The organism is Streptomyces composti (assembly GCF_012034205.1).
In the GTDB taxonomy this organism is placed as follows: Bacteria; Actinomycetota; Actinomycetes; order Streptomycetales; family Streptomycetaceae; genus Streptomyces; species Streptomyces composti.
Window position 1 is genome coordinate 1 of the sequence record NZ_JAATEM010000043.1, and the last position, 16,801, is coordinate 16,801.

Genomic DNA, 16,801 nt, shown 5'->3' on the forward strand with positions numbered 1-16,801 from the left:
ACCCGGCAGGGTGCTGTTCCTGCTGGACAGCTCCTGGTCGATGGCCGGTCCGTGGGACGGGCCGAGCGGCGGGCCCGGGCTGCTGCGGCAGTCGCTGGGCGGGCTCGGCGGCGCGGACGAGTACGGCGTGTGGTCGGTGGCCGGCCTCGGCGAACGCAACCACGAGACGCTGCTGCCGTTCACCTCGCACCGGCGGGCCGACGCCGAGCACACCATCCGCACCCAGGCCCGGGTCAAGGACGCCGAGGCGGACCCGGGCGCCGCGCTGCTCGACGCGTTCGACGAGATGAAGCGGCGCGGGGACGACGGCAGGCCGCGGCTGATCGTGCACATCACCGACGGCGAGGACAACAACCGGCTGACCGGCAAACGGCTGGAGCAGGTGCGGGACGCGGCGCGCGCGAGCGGGGTGCCGGTGACCGTGGTGTCGCTGGCGAGCGGCGCCTGCGACGAGGACCGCCCGGACCGGGTGATCGCCGACGCCAGCGGCGGGCGCTGCCTGGACAACCGCGACGACCTGGGGGCGGCCCTGTACGACGAGGTCGCCAGGACCGGAACGGGGGAGGAGTGAAGGACCGCAGCGGGGGAGGAGCGATGATCAGGCGGTCGGCCGGAGTGCTGGCGCTGCTGCTGCTCGCCGCCTGCACCGGCGGCGCGGACGACGGGCGGGCGGGTCCTGCGGCGACCTCCGCCAAGGACGAGCAGGGCGTCATCATCGTCGCCAGCGGGCGGGACGTCACCGGCAAGAACGGCGTCCGCCAGCAGCTCATCGACGAGTGGAACGCCCGGCACCGGCAGAGCGGTTTCAGCGCCCGCCTGGTGGAGCTGCCCGGCAGCGCCGACGAGCAGCGCAGCCAGCTGCTGGGCGCCCTGCAGTCCGGCAGCGCCGCCTACGACGTGGTCAACCTGGACGTGACCTGGGTGCCGGAGTTCGCCGCCGCCGGGCTGATCCGGCCGCTGCCCGAGAAGCTGGTCGACGACGACGTCATCCCGTCCGTGGCCCAGACGGCGTGGTGGGACGGCACGGTGTACGCGGCGCCGTTCAACAGCGACGTCGGCCTGCTCTACTACCGGCACGACTACCTCAAGAAGGCCCGCGTCCGCCCCGCCGAGCTGGGCGAGAACACCACCTGGCAGGACCTGCGGGACATCATCGACACCCTGGACAGCCGGCTCGACGACGAGAACGACGAGGGCGACGAGAACGGCGGGAAGGGCGAGAAGGACGCCGGGGACGCCAAGGACGGCCTGAACGGCCAGAACGGGAAGGGCGGCGGCAAGAACGCGAAGAAGACCGGCTACGAGAAGGGCTGGACGACGCAGCTCGACGCCTACGAGGGCCGCACGGTCAACGCGATGGAGGCGTTCGCCACGGCCGTTCCCGACCTCGCCCTCGTCGACGAGGACGGCAGCTACACGGGCACCGTGGACGGTCTGACCGAGGGGATCGCGGAGCTGCGCCGGCGCACCGACCGGCCGTACACCCTCAAGGACGCCTACGAGTCCGACGAGGCGGCCTCGCTGGGCGACTTCGTCGAGGGCCGCACCGCCTTCCTGCGGCACTGGCCGTACGTGTACCCGACGCTGCTGCGCACCTTCGACGACGGGCAGCTCAGGGTGGCCCCGCTGCCCGGGCGGGCGGTGCTCGGCGGGCAGAACCTGGCGGTGACCCAGGGCTCGCAGCGGGCGCGGAAGGCGACCGAGCTGATCGAGTTCCTCACCAGCAGGGAGAGTGAGAGGTGCCTGCTCGACGCGGGGTTCGCGGCGACGCGCACCTCGGTGTACGAGAAACAGGTGCGGTGCGTCACGGACCGCGGGAGGCCGTCCGCCTCCCCCACCAGCGAGGGCGACGACGACCAGGGGCGGCTCAGCCAGAAGGAGCGCGACCACTACCGGCGGAACATCCTGCTGCCCGCCCTGGAGCGGGCCGTGCACCGTCCGAGGACCCCGCTCTACGGGGCGTTCACCCAGACCTTCATGGCCGAGCTGGGGCCGCTGTTCGGCAGCGGCAGGCCCACCGACGAGGCCCTGGCCAGGCGCCTGCACGCGGCCCTGGGCAAGGCGCTGCCCCGCTGATGGTCACGGTGATCGCCGCCGCAGCCGCTACCGTGCCGCCGTTCTCACCGCGTCCGCCGCCGGGGCGGTGGCCTGACGCTGCACGTCCGGGCGGCTGTCGGTGCGGGTCTCGGCGGGGCCCGCGTAGGCGGCCAGGACCAGCGCGGCGACCGCGGTCACGGCCGCGGCAGCGCTGCGGGTGTAGCGCTCGGCGATGCGTATGCGGTCCAGCACGGCGACCTCGCAACAGCGATGGGTTAAGCACGTTTAATTAGCCGTTTAACGTAGGGGCCTCGGGACTCGGACGGCAAGAGGCACAAGGGGGGCTGGCGGTGGGAGAACGTGACGATCCGGAGACCATCGGACGCAGGGTGCAGCAGCTGCGGGTGGAGCGCGGCCTGACCCAGAGACAGCTGGCGGAGCCCGAGTACACGCCCGCCTACATCTCCACGCTGGAGGCCGGCCGGGTGCGGCCCTCCGACGAGGCGCTGCGCCATCTGGCCGTGCGGCTCGGGGTCGCCTTCGACGAACTGGCCACCGGACGCCCCGCCCGGCTCGTCACCGAGCTGCGGCTGCGGCTGACCGAGGCGCAGCGCGCCCTCGCCGCCGGTGAGGCGGAGGCGGCGGTGGAGCAGTACACGGCGCTGCTGGCGGAGGCGGAGACGCACGGGCTGGCCGAGGAGCAGGCGGCGGCACTGCTCGGCCTGGGCGAATGCGCCCTGGAGACCGGAGAACTCCGCGCCGGCCGCGAGTACTTCGAGCGGGCCGAGCGGCACCTCGCCGACGCGCCGCTGCCCGCACGGGTCCCCGCCCTGCGCGGCCGGGCGGTGGCCCACTACCTCGCCGGTGAACTCCGCTACGCCGTCTACCTGCTGGAGTCCGCCCTCGACGAGCTCAACCGCGGCGGACTGCACGACCCGGACGCGCTGCTCCTGCTCTACGCGAGCGTCATCGGGCCCTACATGGACATGGGCGCGCACGCCCGCGCCGCCCAGGCGGCGGAGTACGCCCTGGCGCTCGCCCCGCAGTCCGGCGACCCGGCGCTGGTGGCCCGCATGCACCGGTCGGTGGCGCGCACCCTGCTCGCCGAGGGACGCCTCGCCGAGGCGGACGCCTCCCTGGCGAAGGCGGCCGAGCTGTACCGGGGCCTGCACCTGCGCACCGAACTCGCCAACTGCCACTGGATGCGCGGCTACGTCCACGCCCAGAACGGCGAACTCGAGCGCGCCGAGGCGGAGCTGCGCGAGGCGCTGACCATGCTCTCCGCACGCCGCGCCGCCCTCTACAGCAGCCAGGTCACCGTGGAACTCGCGGACGTGCTGCACCGGCGCGGCGCCTCGGCGGAGGCGGCGGAACTGCTGCGCGACGTCCTCGGCAAGCTCTCCCCCGAGCGGGGCGCGGTCCACGCCGCCGCCGCGCACCGCCTGCTCGGCATCATCGCCGAGGACGCCCGCGACACCGAGGGCGCCGAGGAGCACTACGTCCGCGCCATGAGCCTCCTGGAACGCGCCGGCGCGGCCGGCGACCTGGCCGACCTGTGCCGCCTCCTCGGCGACCTGCTGCGCCGCACCGGCCGCACCGAAGCGGCCCTCGACGCCTACCGCACCGGCCTCGGCCACCGCACCACCCCGGGCACCACCACCCTGGGTCCGGCCCCCGCCCAGCCGCCGGTGTGAACGGGCGGGGTGGCGGCCGGCAGGGCACCACTGACGGGCGGGCGGTGCATGTGCTGCCGTCGGCAGCGGAGCCGAGCAGTCGGCGGGGACGCGTATTCCGCGTTCGGCGGCGGTAGGTTGTCGATCATGGATATAGCAGCGCTCGCCATCGCCCTCGTCCTGCTCTTCGCCGTCCTGTCCGTGCAGAGCGGTCTCACCCGCGCCGAGCGCCGGGTCGCCCGGCTGGAGCGGAAGTTGGATCTCCTGCTCGGCCACCTCGGTGTGCGGCAGGAGACGCCGAGGCGGGAGGAGATCGCCGGACTGCTGCGGGAGGGCAAGAAGGTGCAGGCGATCAAGGTGTACCGGGAGGCCACCGGGGCGGGACTCGTCGAGGCGAAGGAGGCCGTGGAGGAGCTGGAGCGGCAGGGCTGAGGGACAGCGGCGGAAGGCGCGGCGGTCAGACCTCCAGGCGGCCCTGGCGGCGGATCTCGGCCAGGCGGTCCGCGCCGAGTTCCACCACTCCCCGCGTGACCTCGGGCGCGACCTCGCCGTAGCCGCCGTTGGTGAGGGTGACGGTGTCCTCGCCGACCCGCAGGGCGGCGAGGTCCACGGTGAGGTACGTGGGTTCCCCGTCGGCCGTCTCACCGGTCATGGTGACCCGGACCGCCGCCCGCGCGTCCCCGGCCTCCGGCAGCTCCAGCTCCTCGACCTCGACGCCCTGCGTCCCGGCCCGTGCCGTGCGCGCGGCGAACTCCCCGCACGCCTCCGGCATGGTGCGCAGCCACTGCAGCGTGCGGTCCACGTCCCCGGGACGGAAGGCGGCCACCTGGTAGCGCAGCTGGCTGCCGTTGTAGGCGTCGTCGAGGGTGGTCACCGCGCTCGTACCTGCCGGGGCGCCGAACAGCTCCTCGGTGTAGAGCACGTCCATCAGCTTCTGGCAATGCGCGGCGTCCTCCTCGACCTGTGCCCTGAGCAGCCCGTCCCGCCAGGTCGCCACGCCCCGCGTCGGCACCCACGGCTCCCCCAGGTCCAGCTCGGTGATCAGCGCCGCCCGCGCCTGCGCCTCGTTCAGACCGGCGGGCGGCGCGGCGGAGGGCTGCTTGCCCGCGGGGGCGGCGGAGCGGGAGGCGGTGGCCGTCGTCTCGTCCGGCACGCCGGCCGGGAGTCCTGCCCTGTGGGTCTCGGCGGTGCAGGCGGCGATGGTCAGCAGCGTGGTGAGCGACAGCGCGGAGGCGGCGAGGGCGCGGGCAGCGGCCGGGGCAGGGGTCATCGCGGTGCCTCCTGGGGCTCACGATCAGGTGTTTGCTCCCACGGCACCACCGGTACGGGCGTCCCACCAGCGCGGCGGTCCGAGTGGGTGAGGCGGGGACCGGCGCACGGTGTTCACCTCGAGGGCGGCGGACAGGCCGGATGCCCGCGGTGCCAGCGGGGACGGCGGGGACGGCGCGTAAGGTCGACGCAGTCAGTGGCCCACGGCAGCGCGAGGGAGCCCGAGGTGACGCACGGTCAGCCCATCCCGGTCATCATCGACTGCGACACCGGCGTCGACGACGCCCTGGCCCTGCTGTTCGCCGTGCGGCACCCGGCGATCGACCTGCGCGCGGTGACCTGCGTGGCCGGGAACACCGACGTGGACGGCGTCGTCCGCAACACGCTCACCGTGCTGGAGCAGGCCGGCGCGCCCGAGATCCCGGTCGCCCGCGGCGCCGAACGGCCGCTGATCGAGCCACCGCGCTCCGCCCGGCACGTACACGGTCACGACGGCATGGGTGATCTCGGGCTGCCCGCCCCGCGGCGCACCCCGGCCGGTGTGGACGCGGTGACGCTGCTGCGCCGGGAGATCCTCGCCTCACCCCGCCCGGTCACCCTGGTGCCGACCGCCCCGCTCACCAACATCGCGCTGCTGCTGCGCACCCACCCGGAGGTCACCCGCAACATCGAGCGGATCGTGTTCATGGGCGGTGCGGCGGGCGCCGGGAACGCCTCGCCGGTGGCGGAGTTCAACGTCTGGCACGACCCGGAGGCGGCGGCGATCCTGCTCACCGCCGGTGTGCCGATCACCATGTACGGCCTGGACGTGTTCACCCGGGTCGTCGTGCCGGGGGCCGATGTGCGCCGGCTGCGCGCCGCCGAGGAACCGGGCGCCCGGCTGGCCGGCGAGCTGCTCGCCCACCGCCCGGCGGCACCGGGCAGCCGCCCGGACGACCCCGAGGAGGACGCCGGCGGCCTCGGCGACGCGGGCGCGGTGTGCGCCGTGGTCGACCCGGAGGGGCTGGTGACGCACCGGCTGCCGGTCGAGGTGTCCCTGGCGCCCGGCCCCACCCGCGGCCAGACCGTCGTCGACCGCAGGGCCCGCATCGGCGAGGCCGAACTGCACGAGGGCAGGCGGGAGCAGCCGCTGGTGGACGTGGCGCTGGACGTCGATGTGGAGCGGTACGTGAAGCTCTACCTGGGGGCGGTGGAAGGCACGGGAGCGGCCTCCCGCACCGGGTGACCGGGCCGCAGGGGGCGGTCCCGCACGCCGGGTGACCGGACCGCAGGGGGCGAGCGGCCCCGTACGCGGGGTGACCGGGTTGCGGGGGTGGGTCCGGGGTGGCTGGTGACCGGCAGGGGTGCGGTCTGGCGTGTCGGGTGGTCGGTGGTGGTGTGTCTCTGCGTGTCCGTGCGCCGGGAGACCGGCGGAGGTACGGCTCCTGCGCCGGGAGACCGGCCGAGGTGCCGCTCCGCACGCTGGAAGCTCCGCACGCTGGACGAGTGCGGCGGGGGTGGGGTCCGGCCGCCGGGGGTCACCGGCGGCGGCAAGCGCGCCGGCCGACGGTCAGGGGCGCGTGCAGACGGGCCGAGCGACGGCCGGAGGGCGCAGGCGGATGCACCCGGTGTCGGGCAGGGGGCGCAGACGTGCGCGGCCGGTGTCTGCCGGGCCGTCGCGAGCCCGCGCGTCGGGGGACGTCAGGCCCGCCCCGTCACGCATACCGGAAGCGACATCCCCGTATGCGGACGTATCCGACACCGGGCGGGAATGGGGATGCTCGGGCGGTGTGTTCACCTTTACTGCGGTGTGGACAGATTTCCGGCTGTCACCCGCACGCACCCAGAGGAGACCGCGTGACCGATCGCACCGTCACTTCCGGCCCCCGGCCGCACCACCCCGCACCAGACGCCACGCCCGACCTCTCCTCCCGTGACCCGAACTGGTGGCGGCAGGCCGTGATCTACCAGGTCTACCCCCGCAGCTTCGCCGACGCCGACGGCGACGGCCTGGGCGACCTGCGCGGCATCACCCGGCGTCTGACGCATCTCGCGGCGCTGGGCGTGGACGCCCTGTGGCTCAGCCCGTTCTACCCGTCCGAGCTGGCCGACGGCGGCTACGACGTCATCGACCCGCGCGAGGTGGACCCCCGCCTCGGCACCCTGGACGACTTCGACGCCCTGGTCCGCGAGGCGCACCGCCTCGGCCTGAAGGTGATCGTCGACATCGTCCCCAATCACACCTCCCACCAGCACGTCTGGTTCCAGGAGGCGCTGCGCTCAGGGCCCGGCTCCCCGGCCCGCGACCGCTATGTCTTCCGCGACGGCCGCGGCGCGCACGGCGAGCTGCCGCCCACCGACTGGCAGTCGGTCTTCGGTGGCAGCGCCTGGCAGCGGGTGCCCGACGGGCAGTGGTACCTGCATCTGTTCGCCGCCGAGCAGCCCGACCTCAACTGGGCCAACCCGGAGGTGCGCGCCGACTTCCGCACCACCCTGCGCTTCTGGGCCGACCGCGGGGTGGACGGTTTCCGCATCGATGTCGCCCACGCCCTCGCCAAGGATCTCGACGAGCCGCTGCGCGACCTCGGGAGCCCCGAGCTGAGCAGCGAGACCGCCCTCGCCGAGTTCCCGCCCGGCACCCACCCCTTCTACGACCGGGACGAGGTGCACGAGATCTACCGCGACTGGCGCAAGATCCTCGACGCGTACTCCCCGCCCCGCATGGCGGTCGCCGAGGCCTGGGTGCCGGGCGCCCGCCGCGCCCTGTACGCCCGCCCGGACGAGCTGGGCCAGGCCTTCAACTTCGAGTACCTCCAGACGCCGTGGGACGCGCAGGCGCTGCGCCGGGTGATCACCGAGTCGCTCGAGACGGCGAACGCGGTCGGGGCCTCGGCGACCTGGGTGCTGTCCAACCACGACGTGGTGCGGCACACCTCCCGGCTGATGCTGCCGCCGGGCACCGACGAGAACGCCTGGCTGCTGTCCGGCGGTCACGCCCCCGCCGTCGACCCGGACGCCGGGCTGCGCCGCGCCCGTGCGGCCACCTTGCTGATGCTGGCCCTGCCCGGTTCGTCGTACGTCTACCAGGGCGAGGAGCTGGGCCTGCCCGAGGTCGCCGATCTGCCCACCGAGGTGCTGCAGGACCCGATCTGGGAGCAGACCGGCCGGGTCCGCAAGGGCCGCGACGGCTGCCGGGTGCCGCTGCCGTGGACCACCACGGGCCCGTCGTACGGCTTCGGCCCGTCCGGGGCCTGGCTGCCGCAGCCGCCGTCCTTCGCCGGGTACTCCGTGGAGGCGCAGGACGGTGTGGAGGGCTCCACCCTGGAGCTCTACCGCACGGCCCTGCGGCTGCGCCGCAAGCTGCTGCAGGACGAGACGCTGTGCTGGGCGGAGGAGACGCCGCCGGGTGTGCTGCAGTTCGACCGGGGCGACGGCTGGCGCTGTGTGGCCAACCTGTCCGGCGAGCCCGTCAGCCTCCCGGCCGGGGAGGTTCTGCTGACCAGCGCGCCCCTGGAGGACGGCCGCCTGGGCCCGGACACCACGGCCTGGCTGGGCCGCTGAACGGCCGGGCCCGGCCGCTGAGGGGTTGAGCACGGCTCGCTCGTGCGGGGCGAGCAGGGGTTTTCAACGGGCCGGCTCCTGGGCGGGCTGCCGGGCCTACGCGGATCCGGGCAGGCGACGGCCCGGGGCCCCGGGATCAGTGGGCCGGGATCAGGCGTCCTCGCACACGGCCCGGCCGTAGGGGCTTGTGCACAGGCGCTGTGGTCACACGTGTCCCGGGCCTCCGCTGCCGAAGCCGCCGCTGGAGCCGGGCGCCCAGCGCTTGCGGCTCTGGTCCTTGCCGGTCCTGGTGCCGGCCTGATGGATCTCGTAGGGCATCAGTCGCCGCCCGTCCTCGGCGACCACCTCGTCCGGTTCGCGGACCTCGAGTTCCTCGCGGACCGGGCCGCCCTCCGGCATCTTGGGCTGTTCCTCGGGGGAGGGGTGGTGCACGTCCTTGTCCATGACCCGCATGCCGACCCGGACGGCCCAGATCAGCGCGAGGGCCACGACCAGCCCGCCGAGGAAGGCGGCGAACACGTTCAGCTGATGCTGGGTTATCGCCAGTACGTCATACGTTGCCGTGCTCATGTCTTCATTATCGCCGAGAACATGCACGAAAGCGCCCGGAATGTCCGGGATGAATCGGGCGAAGTGCGTCGTCCGAGGTGGGGGCTTGATCGCGGCTCGATCGGCCGGCCCGCCCCCGTTCGGATGCGTCCGGCGCGCGCCGCGGCCCACGGAGTGACAGATTGCGGCCAGAGGGAAGGCCGGGACGGGCCGTCGCGTCCCCACGTGTGCAGCTCGGGGCCCGGCCCCGGCCTTCCCGCGTTTCGCGTCTCAGCCCGTTGCCTGCCGCGCCCGCAGGCCGTCCACCGCGAGCCGGGCCGCGGTGCCGATGACCGCGTCCGCCGCCGGGAGGGCCGCGGCGGGGTTGGCGGTGCGGGTGAAGACCGCCACCGCGTAGCGGCCGCCGTCCGGGTACTCGACGACGCCCACCTCGTTGCGCACGGTCGGCAGGGTGCCGGTCTTGCCCGCCACGTGGACGTCGTCGAAGGGGAAGCCGGAGGCCAGCCGGTGCGGCCAGACCTGGAGGGCGAGCAGGCGCCGCATCGCCGCGCAGTGCTCGGCGGTGCCGGCCTCGTCCCGCCACACGGCGGCGAGCAGGCGGGTCATCTCGCGCGGGGTGCTGCGATTGGTGCGGGCCGGGTCGAGGGCGCGGAGCCGGGCGATGACATGCGGGTCGGTGAGCGCGCCCGCGCCGCCGGGTCCGGCGTCCTCCTTGAGGGTGGCGAGCATCTCGCCGAAGGTGTGCACGGCCCGTGTCCGGGTCAGGCCCAGCCGGTCCGTGGCGGCGTTGACGGTGTCCAGCCCGACCCGGCCGAGCAGCAGGTCGGCGGCGGCGTTGTCGCTGACGGCGATCATCAGATAGGCCAGGTCGCGCAGGGACAGCCGGGCGGAGTCGAGCATGACGGCGAGACCCGTGGGGCCCTTGGTGCGGGCGTCCGGGGGGCAGTCGACCCGCTCGGTGAGGTCCAGGCGCCCGGCGGCCGCCTCCCGGTGCAGGGCGACGAGGAGGCACAGCTTGTGCACGCTCGCCGTGCACACCGGCTGGTCGGCTCCCTCGTCCAGCTGGGCACCGGTGTCGATGTCGAGCGCGTGCAGCCGGCCGGTGACGCCGGCGTCGGCGAAGGCGGCCCGGATGCGGGTGAGGGCGTCGGTCACAGCCAGAACTCCGAGGCCGGGCGCAGATGCAGCGGGCGGGCCGGGACGTCGGGCACGGCACCGGCGGTGGTGCGCAGCGCGTGCGCCGCGGCGTCCGCGAACGCCTGCACGGCCGCGTCCCCGCGCCCCTCGGGCCAGGCCGCGGAGTGCCGCCAGGCCGGCGGGTCACCGGCGACCGGCCGCCAGACGACGTCCGCGGAGCCGGGGTGCCGCCCGGGGCCGGGGCGCCCGGACTCGGCGGCGTCCGGGCGGGCGGACCGGGGAGCGTCCGGGGGGTCCCGGCGGGCGGTGTCGCGCGGGGCCAGGGCGACCGCGCGGGCGGAGAGCACCAGGCCCCGTACGAAGCTGGTGCCCTGGCCGTGGCGGACGGAGGCCGGGGTGTAGCCGCCGCGGGCGCAGGCGGTCAGCAGGTCGTCGTAGAGGGCGGGGGCGGACTCACGCGGGAAGAGGATCAGGTCGTAGCCGCTGAGGGAGCGCAGCGGCACCGCGTCGAGGCGGGCCTGGGGAGCGTCGGCCGGCAGCAGTACGCCGAGTTCGCGGCGCAGCACCGGGCCCAGCTCCAGGCCGGTGACGTCGCAGGGGTGGTGGACGACGCCGATGTCCAGTTCGTGCGCGGCGAGCCGGGTGAGCTGCTCGGTCGTGGACAGCTCGTGCAGCTCCAGTTCGAGGTCAGCGTGGCGGCGCCGGAAGCCGTCGAGCAGGGCGGCGACGGTCTCGCCGGGCAGATCGGGGGGCAGCGCGGCCCGCAGCAGTCCCTTCTCGCCGTCCCGGACCCGGCGGGCCGCGGCCAGGAAGGACTCGGAGCGGGCGAGGAGTTCGCGTGCCTCGGCGAGCAGCAGGCGTCCCGCCGCGGTGATGGTGACCTGCCGGCTGGTCCGCTCGAACAGCCGCACACCCAGCTCTCTCTCCAGCCGCTGGATGCGCTGGGACAGCGGCGGCTGGGCCATGCCGAGGCGGGCGGCGGCACGGCCGAAGTGTGACTCTTCTGCAACAGCCACGAAGCACTCCAGGTGCCGCACCAGGTCCACGACCAGTCATCATATCGAGTGTTTATCGATCCATGATTCATATGTGTCTTGGACGGGTGGTCGTTCGTCCTGCTGTTCTCGGCGCATGGACACCCAAGTCGACTTCATCCGGACCTCTCCCGGCCGCCGCCGCCCGCGCCGGGTGGTGATGGCGTTCACCGCCGTCGCGGTGGTCGCCGCCCTCGGGGTGGGCGGCACCTACGCGGCCGGCATCGGACCCTTCGCGGACGACGGGCCCGACCCGAAGGCCGAGGCCCAGGCGCGCGCGTTCCTCGCCGACTGGTCGGCGGGCCGGCTGCCGGACGCCGCCGCCCGCACCACCAGCCCCGGCCGCGCCCGGCAGGTCCTGGGCAGCTTCACCTCCGGCCTCGACATCGAGAAGCCGGGGTTCACCGCGAAGGCGCCGAAGGAGAACGACGACGGCACCGTCACCGTCCCCTTCACCGCCCGCATGCCGATCACCGGACTCGGCACCTGGACCTACACCTCGGCGCTGCCGCTGCGCGAGCAGAAGGACGGCGACTGGAAGGTGGACTGGAGGCTGTCGCTGGTGCACCCGAGGCTCAGCGACACCGAGAAGTTCCGCCTGGAACGCGAGGAGAGCGAGCCCGTCGAGGCCACCGACCGCGACGGCGAGACCCTCTCCGGCGAGACCCACCCCTCCCTCGGGCCGGTCCTCGCCCAGCTCGCCGCACGCTCGGGCGGCGGCCCCCGCGGCGCGGTGCTGCTCGTCGACCGCACCACCGGCGACACCGTGCGCACCGAGGCCGCCTTCGGCAAGAAGCCCGCCGTCACGTCCGAACGTCCCCTGCGCACCACCCTGGACGCCCGCTGGCAGTCCGCCGCCGAGCGCGCGCTGGCCGAGGCCGGCGGCAAGAACGCCGCACTGGTCGCGCTGCGCATCGACAACGGCGAGATCCTCGCCGTGGCCAACTCCCCCGCCGCCGGCTTCAACCGCGCCGTCTCCGGCACCTACGCCCCCGGCTCCACCTGGAAGATCGTCACCAGCAGCGCCCTGCTGCTGAAGGGCGCGGTCGCCCCGGACGAGGTGGTGGACTGCCCCAAGTACCTGACCGTGGGCAAGAAGTGGCAGAACGTGGAGACCTCCGAGCACCCCGGCGCCACCTTCCGCAAGGACTTCACCGAGTCCTGCAACACCGCCTTCATCAGCCTGCGCGGCAAGCTCGGCGACGGCGAACTCGGGAACGTGGCGAAGAAGTACTTCGGGGTCGGTCAGACCTGGCACGTGGGCGTGCCGTCCTACGACGGCTCCGTACCCGCCCCGCGCGACGAGACCGAGAAGGCCGCCTCGATGATCGGGCAGGGGCGCATCCAGGCCAACCCGCTGATCATGGCCTCGGTCACGGCGACGGCCGTGTCCGGCACCTTCCACCAGCCCTCGCTGGTACCCGGGACGAAGGACACGACCGCCACCACCGCGCTGCCGCGCTCGGTGGTCTCCCAGCTGCGCACGCTGCTGCGGGCCACCGTCACCGACGGCACCGCGAGCATCCTGGCCGACCTGCCCGGCGAGATCGGCGGCAAGACCGGCACCGCGGAGGTCTCCGACGCCCAGGACAACAACGGCTGGATGGTCGCCCACCGGGGCGATGTCGCCGTCGCCTGTGTGGTCGAGGAGGGCGTCACGGGCAGCGGCTCGGCCGGGCCGGTGCTGCACAGCCTGCTGTCCGCCGTCCCCGAGTCCTGAACCCGGTGGCCGGGAACCCCCGCCCCGCCACCCGCGGAGCCTGTGCCGGCCTGCTCCGCTGACGCCTTCGCCACCAGGCCGCGCCGGCCTCTCGCAGGGTGCTGGTGCCGCAGTGCACCTCACCCATGCCGAGGTGGAGGTGGCAGGTGTGCCAGTCGTCGACGTACGACACCTTCAGCCCCGCCCGCCGGTGCGCGGCGCGCATGCCCGTACGGGTCCGCACGGCGCATCCCTCCTCAGGTGGGGGGCGGTTGTGTCGCCGTGCAAGAGGAGGGGCTGGAGCCGCCCGTTCCGGATGAGGCGCGGATCATATCCCGCCGCGGACAGGACAACTGACGGTGCGTCGGGCCGGTGGCCGCCGGCGGGTCAGCCGACGCAGAGGACCAGCAGGCAGAGCCGGCCCGGCGAGGTCGGGTCGTTCGCGGGGTCGGTGGGCGACGAGGGCGACGAGGGCGACGACGGGGATGACGGCGACGACGGGGAGGTGCCGGACTGGTCCGAGCCGCCGGTCCCGCTGCCGCCGCCGGATCCGTTCGACCCGCCCGGGCTGCCGTCGCCCGACGCCGACGGGGGTGCCGTCGCGGTGCCCGAGCCGGACGAGGCCTTGCCGGATCCCGCCGCCGAGCCCGCGGCTTCGCGGGAGGCGGAGGCAGGCGGAGTGGCCGGCTGCGCGGCGACCGGCGTGCGTGAGGTGGCCGCGTCCGCGGTGCGGGTGCCGGACGGCGTGGCGGGCGCGGCGGACGGGGCGCCGGCCGTGGCACGCCGCTCGCTGCCGCTGCCGCTGCCGTCGGACGGCGACTTGGACGCGCGGTCGGTGCCGGCCGGGGGCGTGGGCATCGAGTCGCGGCCGAAGGGGGCGGTGGGCCCCTCGTCGCCGCCCATGCCGGAGTGCTCGGGCGCCGTCGCGGCCTGGGCACGGTCACCCGTGCCCCGCTCCATGGAGGCGACGGTCAGCCCGCCGCCGACCAGCGCGACGGCCGTGGCGACCAGGGCGCGCCGCTGCGCCTTCTTCCACCGGACCCGCTGCCGCCGCCGCGCGGCCCGCCCGGTCGGCGTGGACATCGCGGCACCGGTGCCGGAAGCCGGCGCCTCCTCCGACTGCGCGGACTCCCGGGCCGGCCGCGCCTTCGGGGCGGGCTCGAACGCGTTGAACGAGTCGGACGCGTCGGAGGACGTGGCCGAGAGGGCCGCCGACACCTTCGGCGCTATGTCGGGGGCGTAGGCACCGCAGCCCGGGCACACCAGGGCGCCGTTCAGATGCCTGCGGCAGGTGGTGCAGTAGTCCATCGGTGTCTTCCTGAGTCGGCGTGCCGACGCGGGCGCGAGTGGTCGCCGGCGGGACGCCACGGTAACGACAGCGATGAACCTGGGTGTGCAGTCCTTGTGCCGCTCCTGCGCACATTCTCGGAATCCTGAACACCCCTCAACTTTCGCGGGTCACCGCTCAGGCGGAAGGGCCGCACTCGCCCCGTTCGCCTGTGCGGCGGCGCATCAGTGCTTCCGTGCTTCTGCCTTGCCGTGCTTCCGCGCGGCAGTGCGCCGGTTCCGCGTGGGTGCTGCCGCGGGCCTACTCGTCGGAGTAGCCGATCGCCCCCACGCTCCAGGCGCTCACCTCGGCGATCGCCACCCGGTACATGCCGCCGGTGTCGGGGATGCCGTAGCTGCCCTGGAGGATGCGGGCGAGATGGAAGTGCAGGTGGGTGGGGCGGGCGCCCGGTTCGCCCGTCACGGAGAAGGCGGAGGCGAAGCGGCGCAGCGAGGCCGAGTCCCCCAGCACCTCCGCGACACGCTCTCTCCACATGGCCTCGGGTGCCAGCCGCCCGGTGATGACGGCCCCGGGGACCACCACGGTGAGCGACATCTGGCTGTCCTGCTCGGCCTCCACCATCGCGGCGATGTTCACGAGCAGACCATCAGGGTGCGACATGCTCAGAGAGTATCCGACGTCACCCTGAACCACGGCGACGTCAACGCACCCTCCCGGCGCGCCTGACGCGGCCGGCGGTCCGGCACCGGGCGCCCGCCGACGCGGTCACGGGCCGCGTGTCCTGGTCGCCCAGCGGCCCCGCTGCCGCCGTGCCGCACGGCTCGGTCCGGCGCTCGCGCTTCCGGTGCCCTCGGCCGTGCGGCCCGTTCCGCGGACGCGTCCCCGTACGGCGTGCTGCTCGCCGGTCTCGGGTGCTCATCGCTTCCGGCCCCCGGCCTCGGGGCCGCCCTGGCCCGGATCCGCGCTCGCGCCGTGTGCGTCGTGTGCGTCGCTCACGATGTCACTCCCGGTGATCGAGGTGCGCCCTTCTGTGACATTTCGTCCCATTGCAGCACCGCGCGGAAGCGCTCGCACCTCGTGCCGCGTCCTCACGCCTCGCACGGAAGCCCTCGCACGTCGCGCTGGAGTCTTCGCACCTTGCGCCGGGGTCTTCGCACCTCGCGCCGGGGTCTTCGCACCTCGCGCTGGAGTCCTCGCACCGCGTCCCGGAGTCCTCGCGCCCCTCTCCGGTGCGCTGCCCTCTGCCGCGGCGGACCCATCCCCGGGCCGGGCCGGGCCACATACGCGCTGCGGCCGGGCCGCCGTGGCCCCGGTGGCGCCCCTCGCGGCAGCCGAGGGCGGCGAACATCACCATGCCTCCGAAGACCAGCGCGAACAGGTTGGACACGAACGGCACCAGTACGCCCAGTGCCGGCCAGCCCGACGGCCGTCCCCGACAGACGCCGGTCACCACCAGGGGCGGCACCGGGGAGATGGCGATCGCGACACCGGGGAGCACGGCGGCGACGTCCCGCCGCGCCGGCGCGACGGCCCCGGCGAGACCGGTCGCCAGGGCCGCCACCAGATCCATGAGGTCCGGTGAGGTACGGGAGGAGACCTGACTGCCGGACAGCAGGTCGTGCTCGGCGGGCCTCCCGGGAGAACAGCGCCCCGAGCCCCTCGACCCGCACGACCGCGGCCAGGACGATCAGCACCGACCCCGTCCGCCGGCGCCGGACCGGGTGTCCCCGGTGGACACCAGATCCTCCGTCAGTTCCTCCGGCGAACGCCGCCGGGACGCGGACAGGGCGAAGGGCGCGCTCTGCGCTGAGCATCCCCCGGACAACTGCGTGAGCATCCCTCGGACAATGACGAAGGTGCGATCCCGGCTCAGGACACGGAGCCGGCGGACGTAAGGGTTTCGTCATCCGCTGCCCGGCCCCTGACTGTCGTCCCGCCCGTTGAATGGAGGGGGAAGCGGGGAGCGGGCGAGGGACGCGCGAGGAGGCGGACGGCATGGGGCGATTGCGCAGGGCACTGGTCAGGCCGTGGGCGGCCGGGCTGCCGGCGGTGGCGGTCGCCGGGGCGGGGTTCGGGCTGTACTGGTTCCAGCCGTGGACGTTGTGGCAGGACGAGACGGTGCAGGAGGCGCTGCCCGCGCCGAGCGCACCGGCCCCGGCCGCCCCCGACCCGGACACCCCCGGTTCGTCCGCGCCGGCCTCCCCGGCGATCGTCGCCCGCGGTGAGCTGATCAGCCACGAGCACGCCACCTCCGGCACCGTGAAGCTGCTGCGTCTCGGCGACGGCAGCCATGTCGTACGCCTAGCGCGGCTCGACACCAGCAACGGCCCCGACCTGCGCGTCTGGCTGACGGACGCACCGGTGAAGGAGGGCCGCGCCGGCTGGCACGTCTTCGACGACGGCCGGTACGTCAGCCTCGGCAAGCTCAAGGGCAACAAGGGCAGCCAGAACTACACCGTGCCGGAAGACGTCGATCCGGCGAGCTTCCGCAGCCTCACCATCTGGTGCGACCGCTTCGACGTCTCCTTCGGCGCGGCGGAGCTGACCCCTACGTGAGTGGTGGGAAAGGGCGGGG

The 16,801-nt window shown here is 74.4% G+C and carries 17 protein-coding genes; 8 read left to right on the top strand and 9 right to left on the bottom strand.

What is annotated here, in order from left to right:
* A partial coding sequence (locus HCJ93_RS27200) for a vWA domain-containing protein (RefSeq protein WP_167998487.1) occupies window positions 1–571 on the top strand: 571 nt, incomplete at its 5' end.
* Between the two features lie 23 nt (window positions 572–594).
* Window positions 595–2,076: an extracellular solute-binding protein gene (locus HCJ93_RS27205; RefSeq protein ID WP_167998488.1), complete on the top strand. Its 1,482-nt coding sequence runs from the start codon at window positions 595–597 to the stop codon at window positions 2,074–2,076.
* A 27-nt stretch (window positions 2,077–2,103) separates the two neighbouring features.
* Here the strand turns inward: HCJ93_RS27205 and HCJ93_RS27210 are convergent, their stop codons facing one another.
* On the bottom strand, window positions 2,104–2,289 hold the full coding sequence (locus tag HCJ93_RS27210; protein ID WP_167998486.1) for a hypothetical protein: 186 nt from the start codon (window positions 2,287–2,289) through the stop codon (window positions 2,104–2,106).
* Window positions 2,290–2,387: 98 nt separating this feature from the next.
* On the opposite strand from HCJ93_RS27210, the gene HCJ93_RS27215 reads away from it, so the two are divergent.
* Entirely contained in the window at window positions 2,388–3,731 is a 1,344-nt protein-coding gene (locus HCJ93_RS27215) for a helix-turn-helix domain-containing protein (RefSeq protein ID WP_167998489.1), read from the top strand.
* Between the two features lie 126 nt (window positions 3,732–3,857).
* Window positions 3,858–4,142, top strand: coding sequence for a ribosomal protein L7/L12 (locus tag HCJ93_RS27220; RefSeq protein ID WP_167998490.1), 285 nt, complete (start codon window positions 3,858–3,860; stop codon window positions 4,140–4,142).
* Window positions 4,143–4,167: 25 nt separating this feature from the next.
* Here HCJ93_RS27220 and HCJ93_RS27225 read toward each other — a convergent pair whose 3' ends face one another.
* A complete protein-coding gene (locus HCJ93_RS27225; RefSeq protein WP_167998491.1) occupies window positions 4,168–4,980 on the bottom strand; it encodes a hypothetical protein in 813 nt (270 codons plus the stop codon).
* Window positions 4,981–5,205: 225 nt separating this feature from the next.
* Here HCJ93_RS27225 and HCJ93_RS27230 point away from each other — a divergent pair, with 225 nt between their 5' ends.
* Both HCJ93_RS27230 and HCJ93_RS27235 read left to right on the top strand, forming a co-directional pair.
* Window positions 5,206–6,204: a nucleoside hydrolase gene (locus tag HCJ93_RS27230; RefSeq protein WP_167998492.1), complete on the top strand. Its 999-nt coding sequence runs from the start codon at window positions 5,206–5,208 to the stop codon at window positions 6,202–6,204.
* A 611-nt stretch (window positions 6,205–6,815) separates the two neighbouring features.
* Entirely contained in the window at window positions 6,816–8,519 is a 1,704-nt protein-coding gene (locus HCJ93_RS27235) for a glycoside hydrolase family 13 protein (protein ID WP_309141520.1), read from the top strand.
* Between the two features lie 204 nt (window positions 8,520–8,723).
* On the opposite strand, the gene HCJ93_RS27240 is transcribed toward HCJ93_RS27235, so the two are convergent.
* The 3 genes from HCJ93_RS27240 to HCJ93_RS27250 all read right to left on the bottom strand — a co-directional run bounded on the left by HCJ93_RS27240 (window position 8,724) and on the right by HCJ93_RS27250 (window position 11,221).
* Window positions 8,724–9,089 carry a DUF6479 family protein gene (locus tag HCJ93_RS27240; RefSeq protein WP_167998494.1) on the bottom strand — a complete coding sequence of 122 codons (366 nt, stop codon included), beginning with the start codon at window positions 9,087–9,089 and terminating at the stop codon, window positions 8,724–8,726.
* A gap of 249 nt (window positions 9,090–9,338) precedes the next feature.
* On the bottom strand, window positions 9,339–10,223 hold the full coding sequence (locus tag HCJ93_RS27245; protein ID WP_167998495.1) for a serine hydrolase: 885 nt from the start codon (window positions 10,221–10,223) through the stop codon (window positions 9,339–9,341).
* Complete coding sequence (locus HCJ93_RS27250) at window positions 10,220–11,221, bottom strand: LysR family transcriptional regulator (protein ID WP_309141521.1); 1,002 nt, start codon at window positions 11,219–11,221, stop codon at window positions 10,220–10,222. The genes HCJ93_RS27245 and HCJ93_RS27250 overlap by 4 nt, the downstream gene beginning before the upstream one ends.
* A gap of 115 nt (window positions 11,222–11,336) precedes the next feature.
* On the opposite strand from HCJ93_RS27250, the gene HCJ93_RS27255 reads away from it, so the two are divergent.
* Window positions 11,337–12,959 carry a penicillin-binding transpeptidase domain-containing protein gene (locus HCJ93_RS27255; RefSeq protein WP_167998497.1) on the top strand — a complete coding sequence of 541 codons (1,623 nt, stop codon included), beginning with the start codon at window positions 11,337–11,339 and terminating at the stop codon, window positions 12,957–12,959.
* Here the strand turns inward: HCJ93_RS27255 and HCJ93_RS30280 are convergent.
* From HCJ93_RS30280 to HCJ93_RS29760, 4 genes are all read right to left on the bottom strand, one after another.
* On the bottom strand, window positions 12,895–13,164 hold the full coding sequence (locus HCJ93_RS30280; protein ID WP_167998514.1) for a protein-arginine deiminase family protein: 270 nt from the start codon (window positions 13,162–13,164) through the stop codon (window positions 12,895–12,897). The two genes, HCJ93_RS27255 and HCJ93_RS30280, sit on opposite strands and share 65 nt — an antisense overlap.
* 161 nt (window positions 13,165–13,325) lie before the next feature.
* Window positions 13,326–14,246, bottom strand: a complete 921-nt coding sequence (locus HCJ93_RS27265) for an SCO2400 family protein (RefSeq protein ID WP_167998498.1) — start codon at window positions 14,244–14,246, stop codon at window positions 13,326–13,328.
* Window positions 14,247–14,526: 280 nt separating this feature from the next.
* Window positions 14,527–14,886, bottom strand: a complete 360-nt coding sequence (locus HCJ93_RS27270; RefSeq protein ID WP_167998499.1) for a GvpU-like protein — start codon at window positions 14,884–14,886, stop codon at window positions 14,527–14,529.
* 340 nt (window positions 14,887–15,226) lie between these two features.
* On the bottom strand, window positions 15,227–15,796 hold the full coding sequence (locus HCJ93_RS29760; protein ID WP_240967915.1) for a DUF389 domain-containing protein: 570 nt from the start codon (window positions 15,794–15,796) through the stop codon (window positions 15,227–15,229).
* A gap of 425 nt (window positions 15,797–16,221) precedes the next feature.
* On the opposite strand from HCJ93_RS29760, the gene HCJ93_RS27280 reads away from it, so the two are divergent.
* On the top strand, window positions 16,222–16,782 hold the full coding sequence (locus tag HCJ93_RS27280; RefSeq protein WP_167998500.1) for a DM13 domain-containing protein: 561 nt from the start codon (window positions 16,222–16,224) through the stop codon (window positions 16,780–16,782).
* Window positions 16,783–16,801: the final 19 nt, after the last annotated feature.

Coding starts and splice junctions, on each gene's coding strand:
- HCJ93_RS27205 (WP_167998488.1), top strand. CDS start 595: ATGATCAGGCGGTCGGCCGGAGTGCTGGCGCTGCTGCTGCTCGCCGCC.
- HCJ93_RS27220 (WP_167998490.1), top strand. CDS start 3,858: ATGGATATAGCAGCGCTCGCCATCGCCCTCGTCCTGCTCTTCGCCGTC.
- HCJ93_RS27225 (WP_167998491.1), bottom strand. CDS start 4,980: ATGACCCCTGCCCCGGCCGCTGCCCGCGCCCTCGCCGCCTCCGCGCTG.
- HCJ93_RS27240 (WP_167998494.1), bottom strand. CDS start 9,089: ATGAGCACGGCAACGTATGACGTACTGGCGATAACCCAGCATCAGCTG.
- HCJ93_RS27255 (WP_167998497.1), top strand. CDS start 11,337: ATGGACACCCAAGTCGACTTCATCCGGACCTCTCCCGGCCGCCGCCGC.
- HCJ93_RS30280 (WP_167998514.1), bottom strand. CDS start 13,164: ATGCGCGCCGCGCACCGGCGGGCGGGGCTGAAGGTGTCGTACGTCGAC.
- HCJ93_RS27265 (WP_167998498.1), bottom strand. CDS start 14,246: ATGGACTACTGCACCACCTGCCGCAGGCATCTGAACGGCGCCCTGGTG.
- HCJ93_RS27270 (WP_167998499.1), bottom strand. CDS start 14,886: ATGTCGCACCCTGATGGTCTGCTCGTGAACATCGCCGCGATGGTGGAG.
- HCJ93_RS29760 (WP_240967915.1), bottom strand. CDS start 15,796: ATGGATCTGGTGGCGGCCCTGGCGACCGGTCTCGCCGGGGCCGTCGCG.
- HCJ93_RS27280 (WP_167998500.1), top strand. CDS start 16,222: ATGGGGCGATTGCGCAGGGCACTGGTCAGGCCGTGGGCGGCCGGGCTG.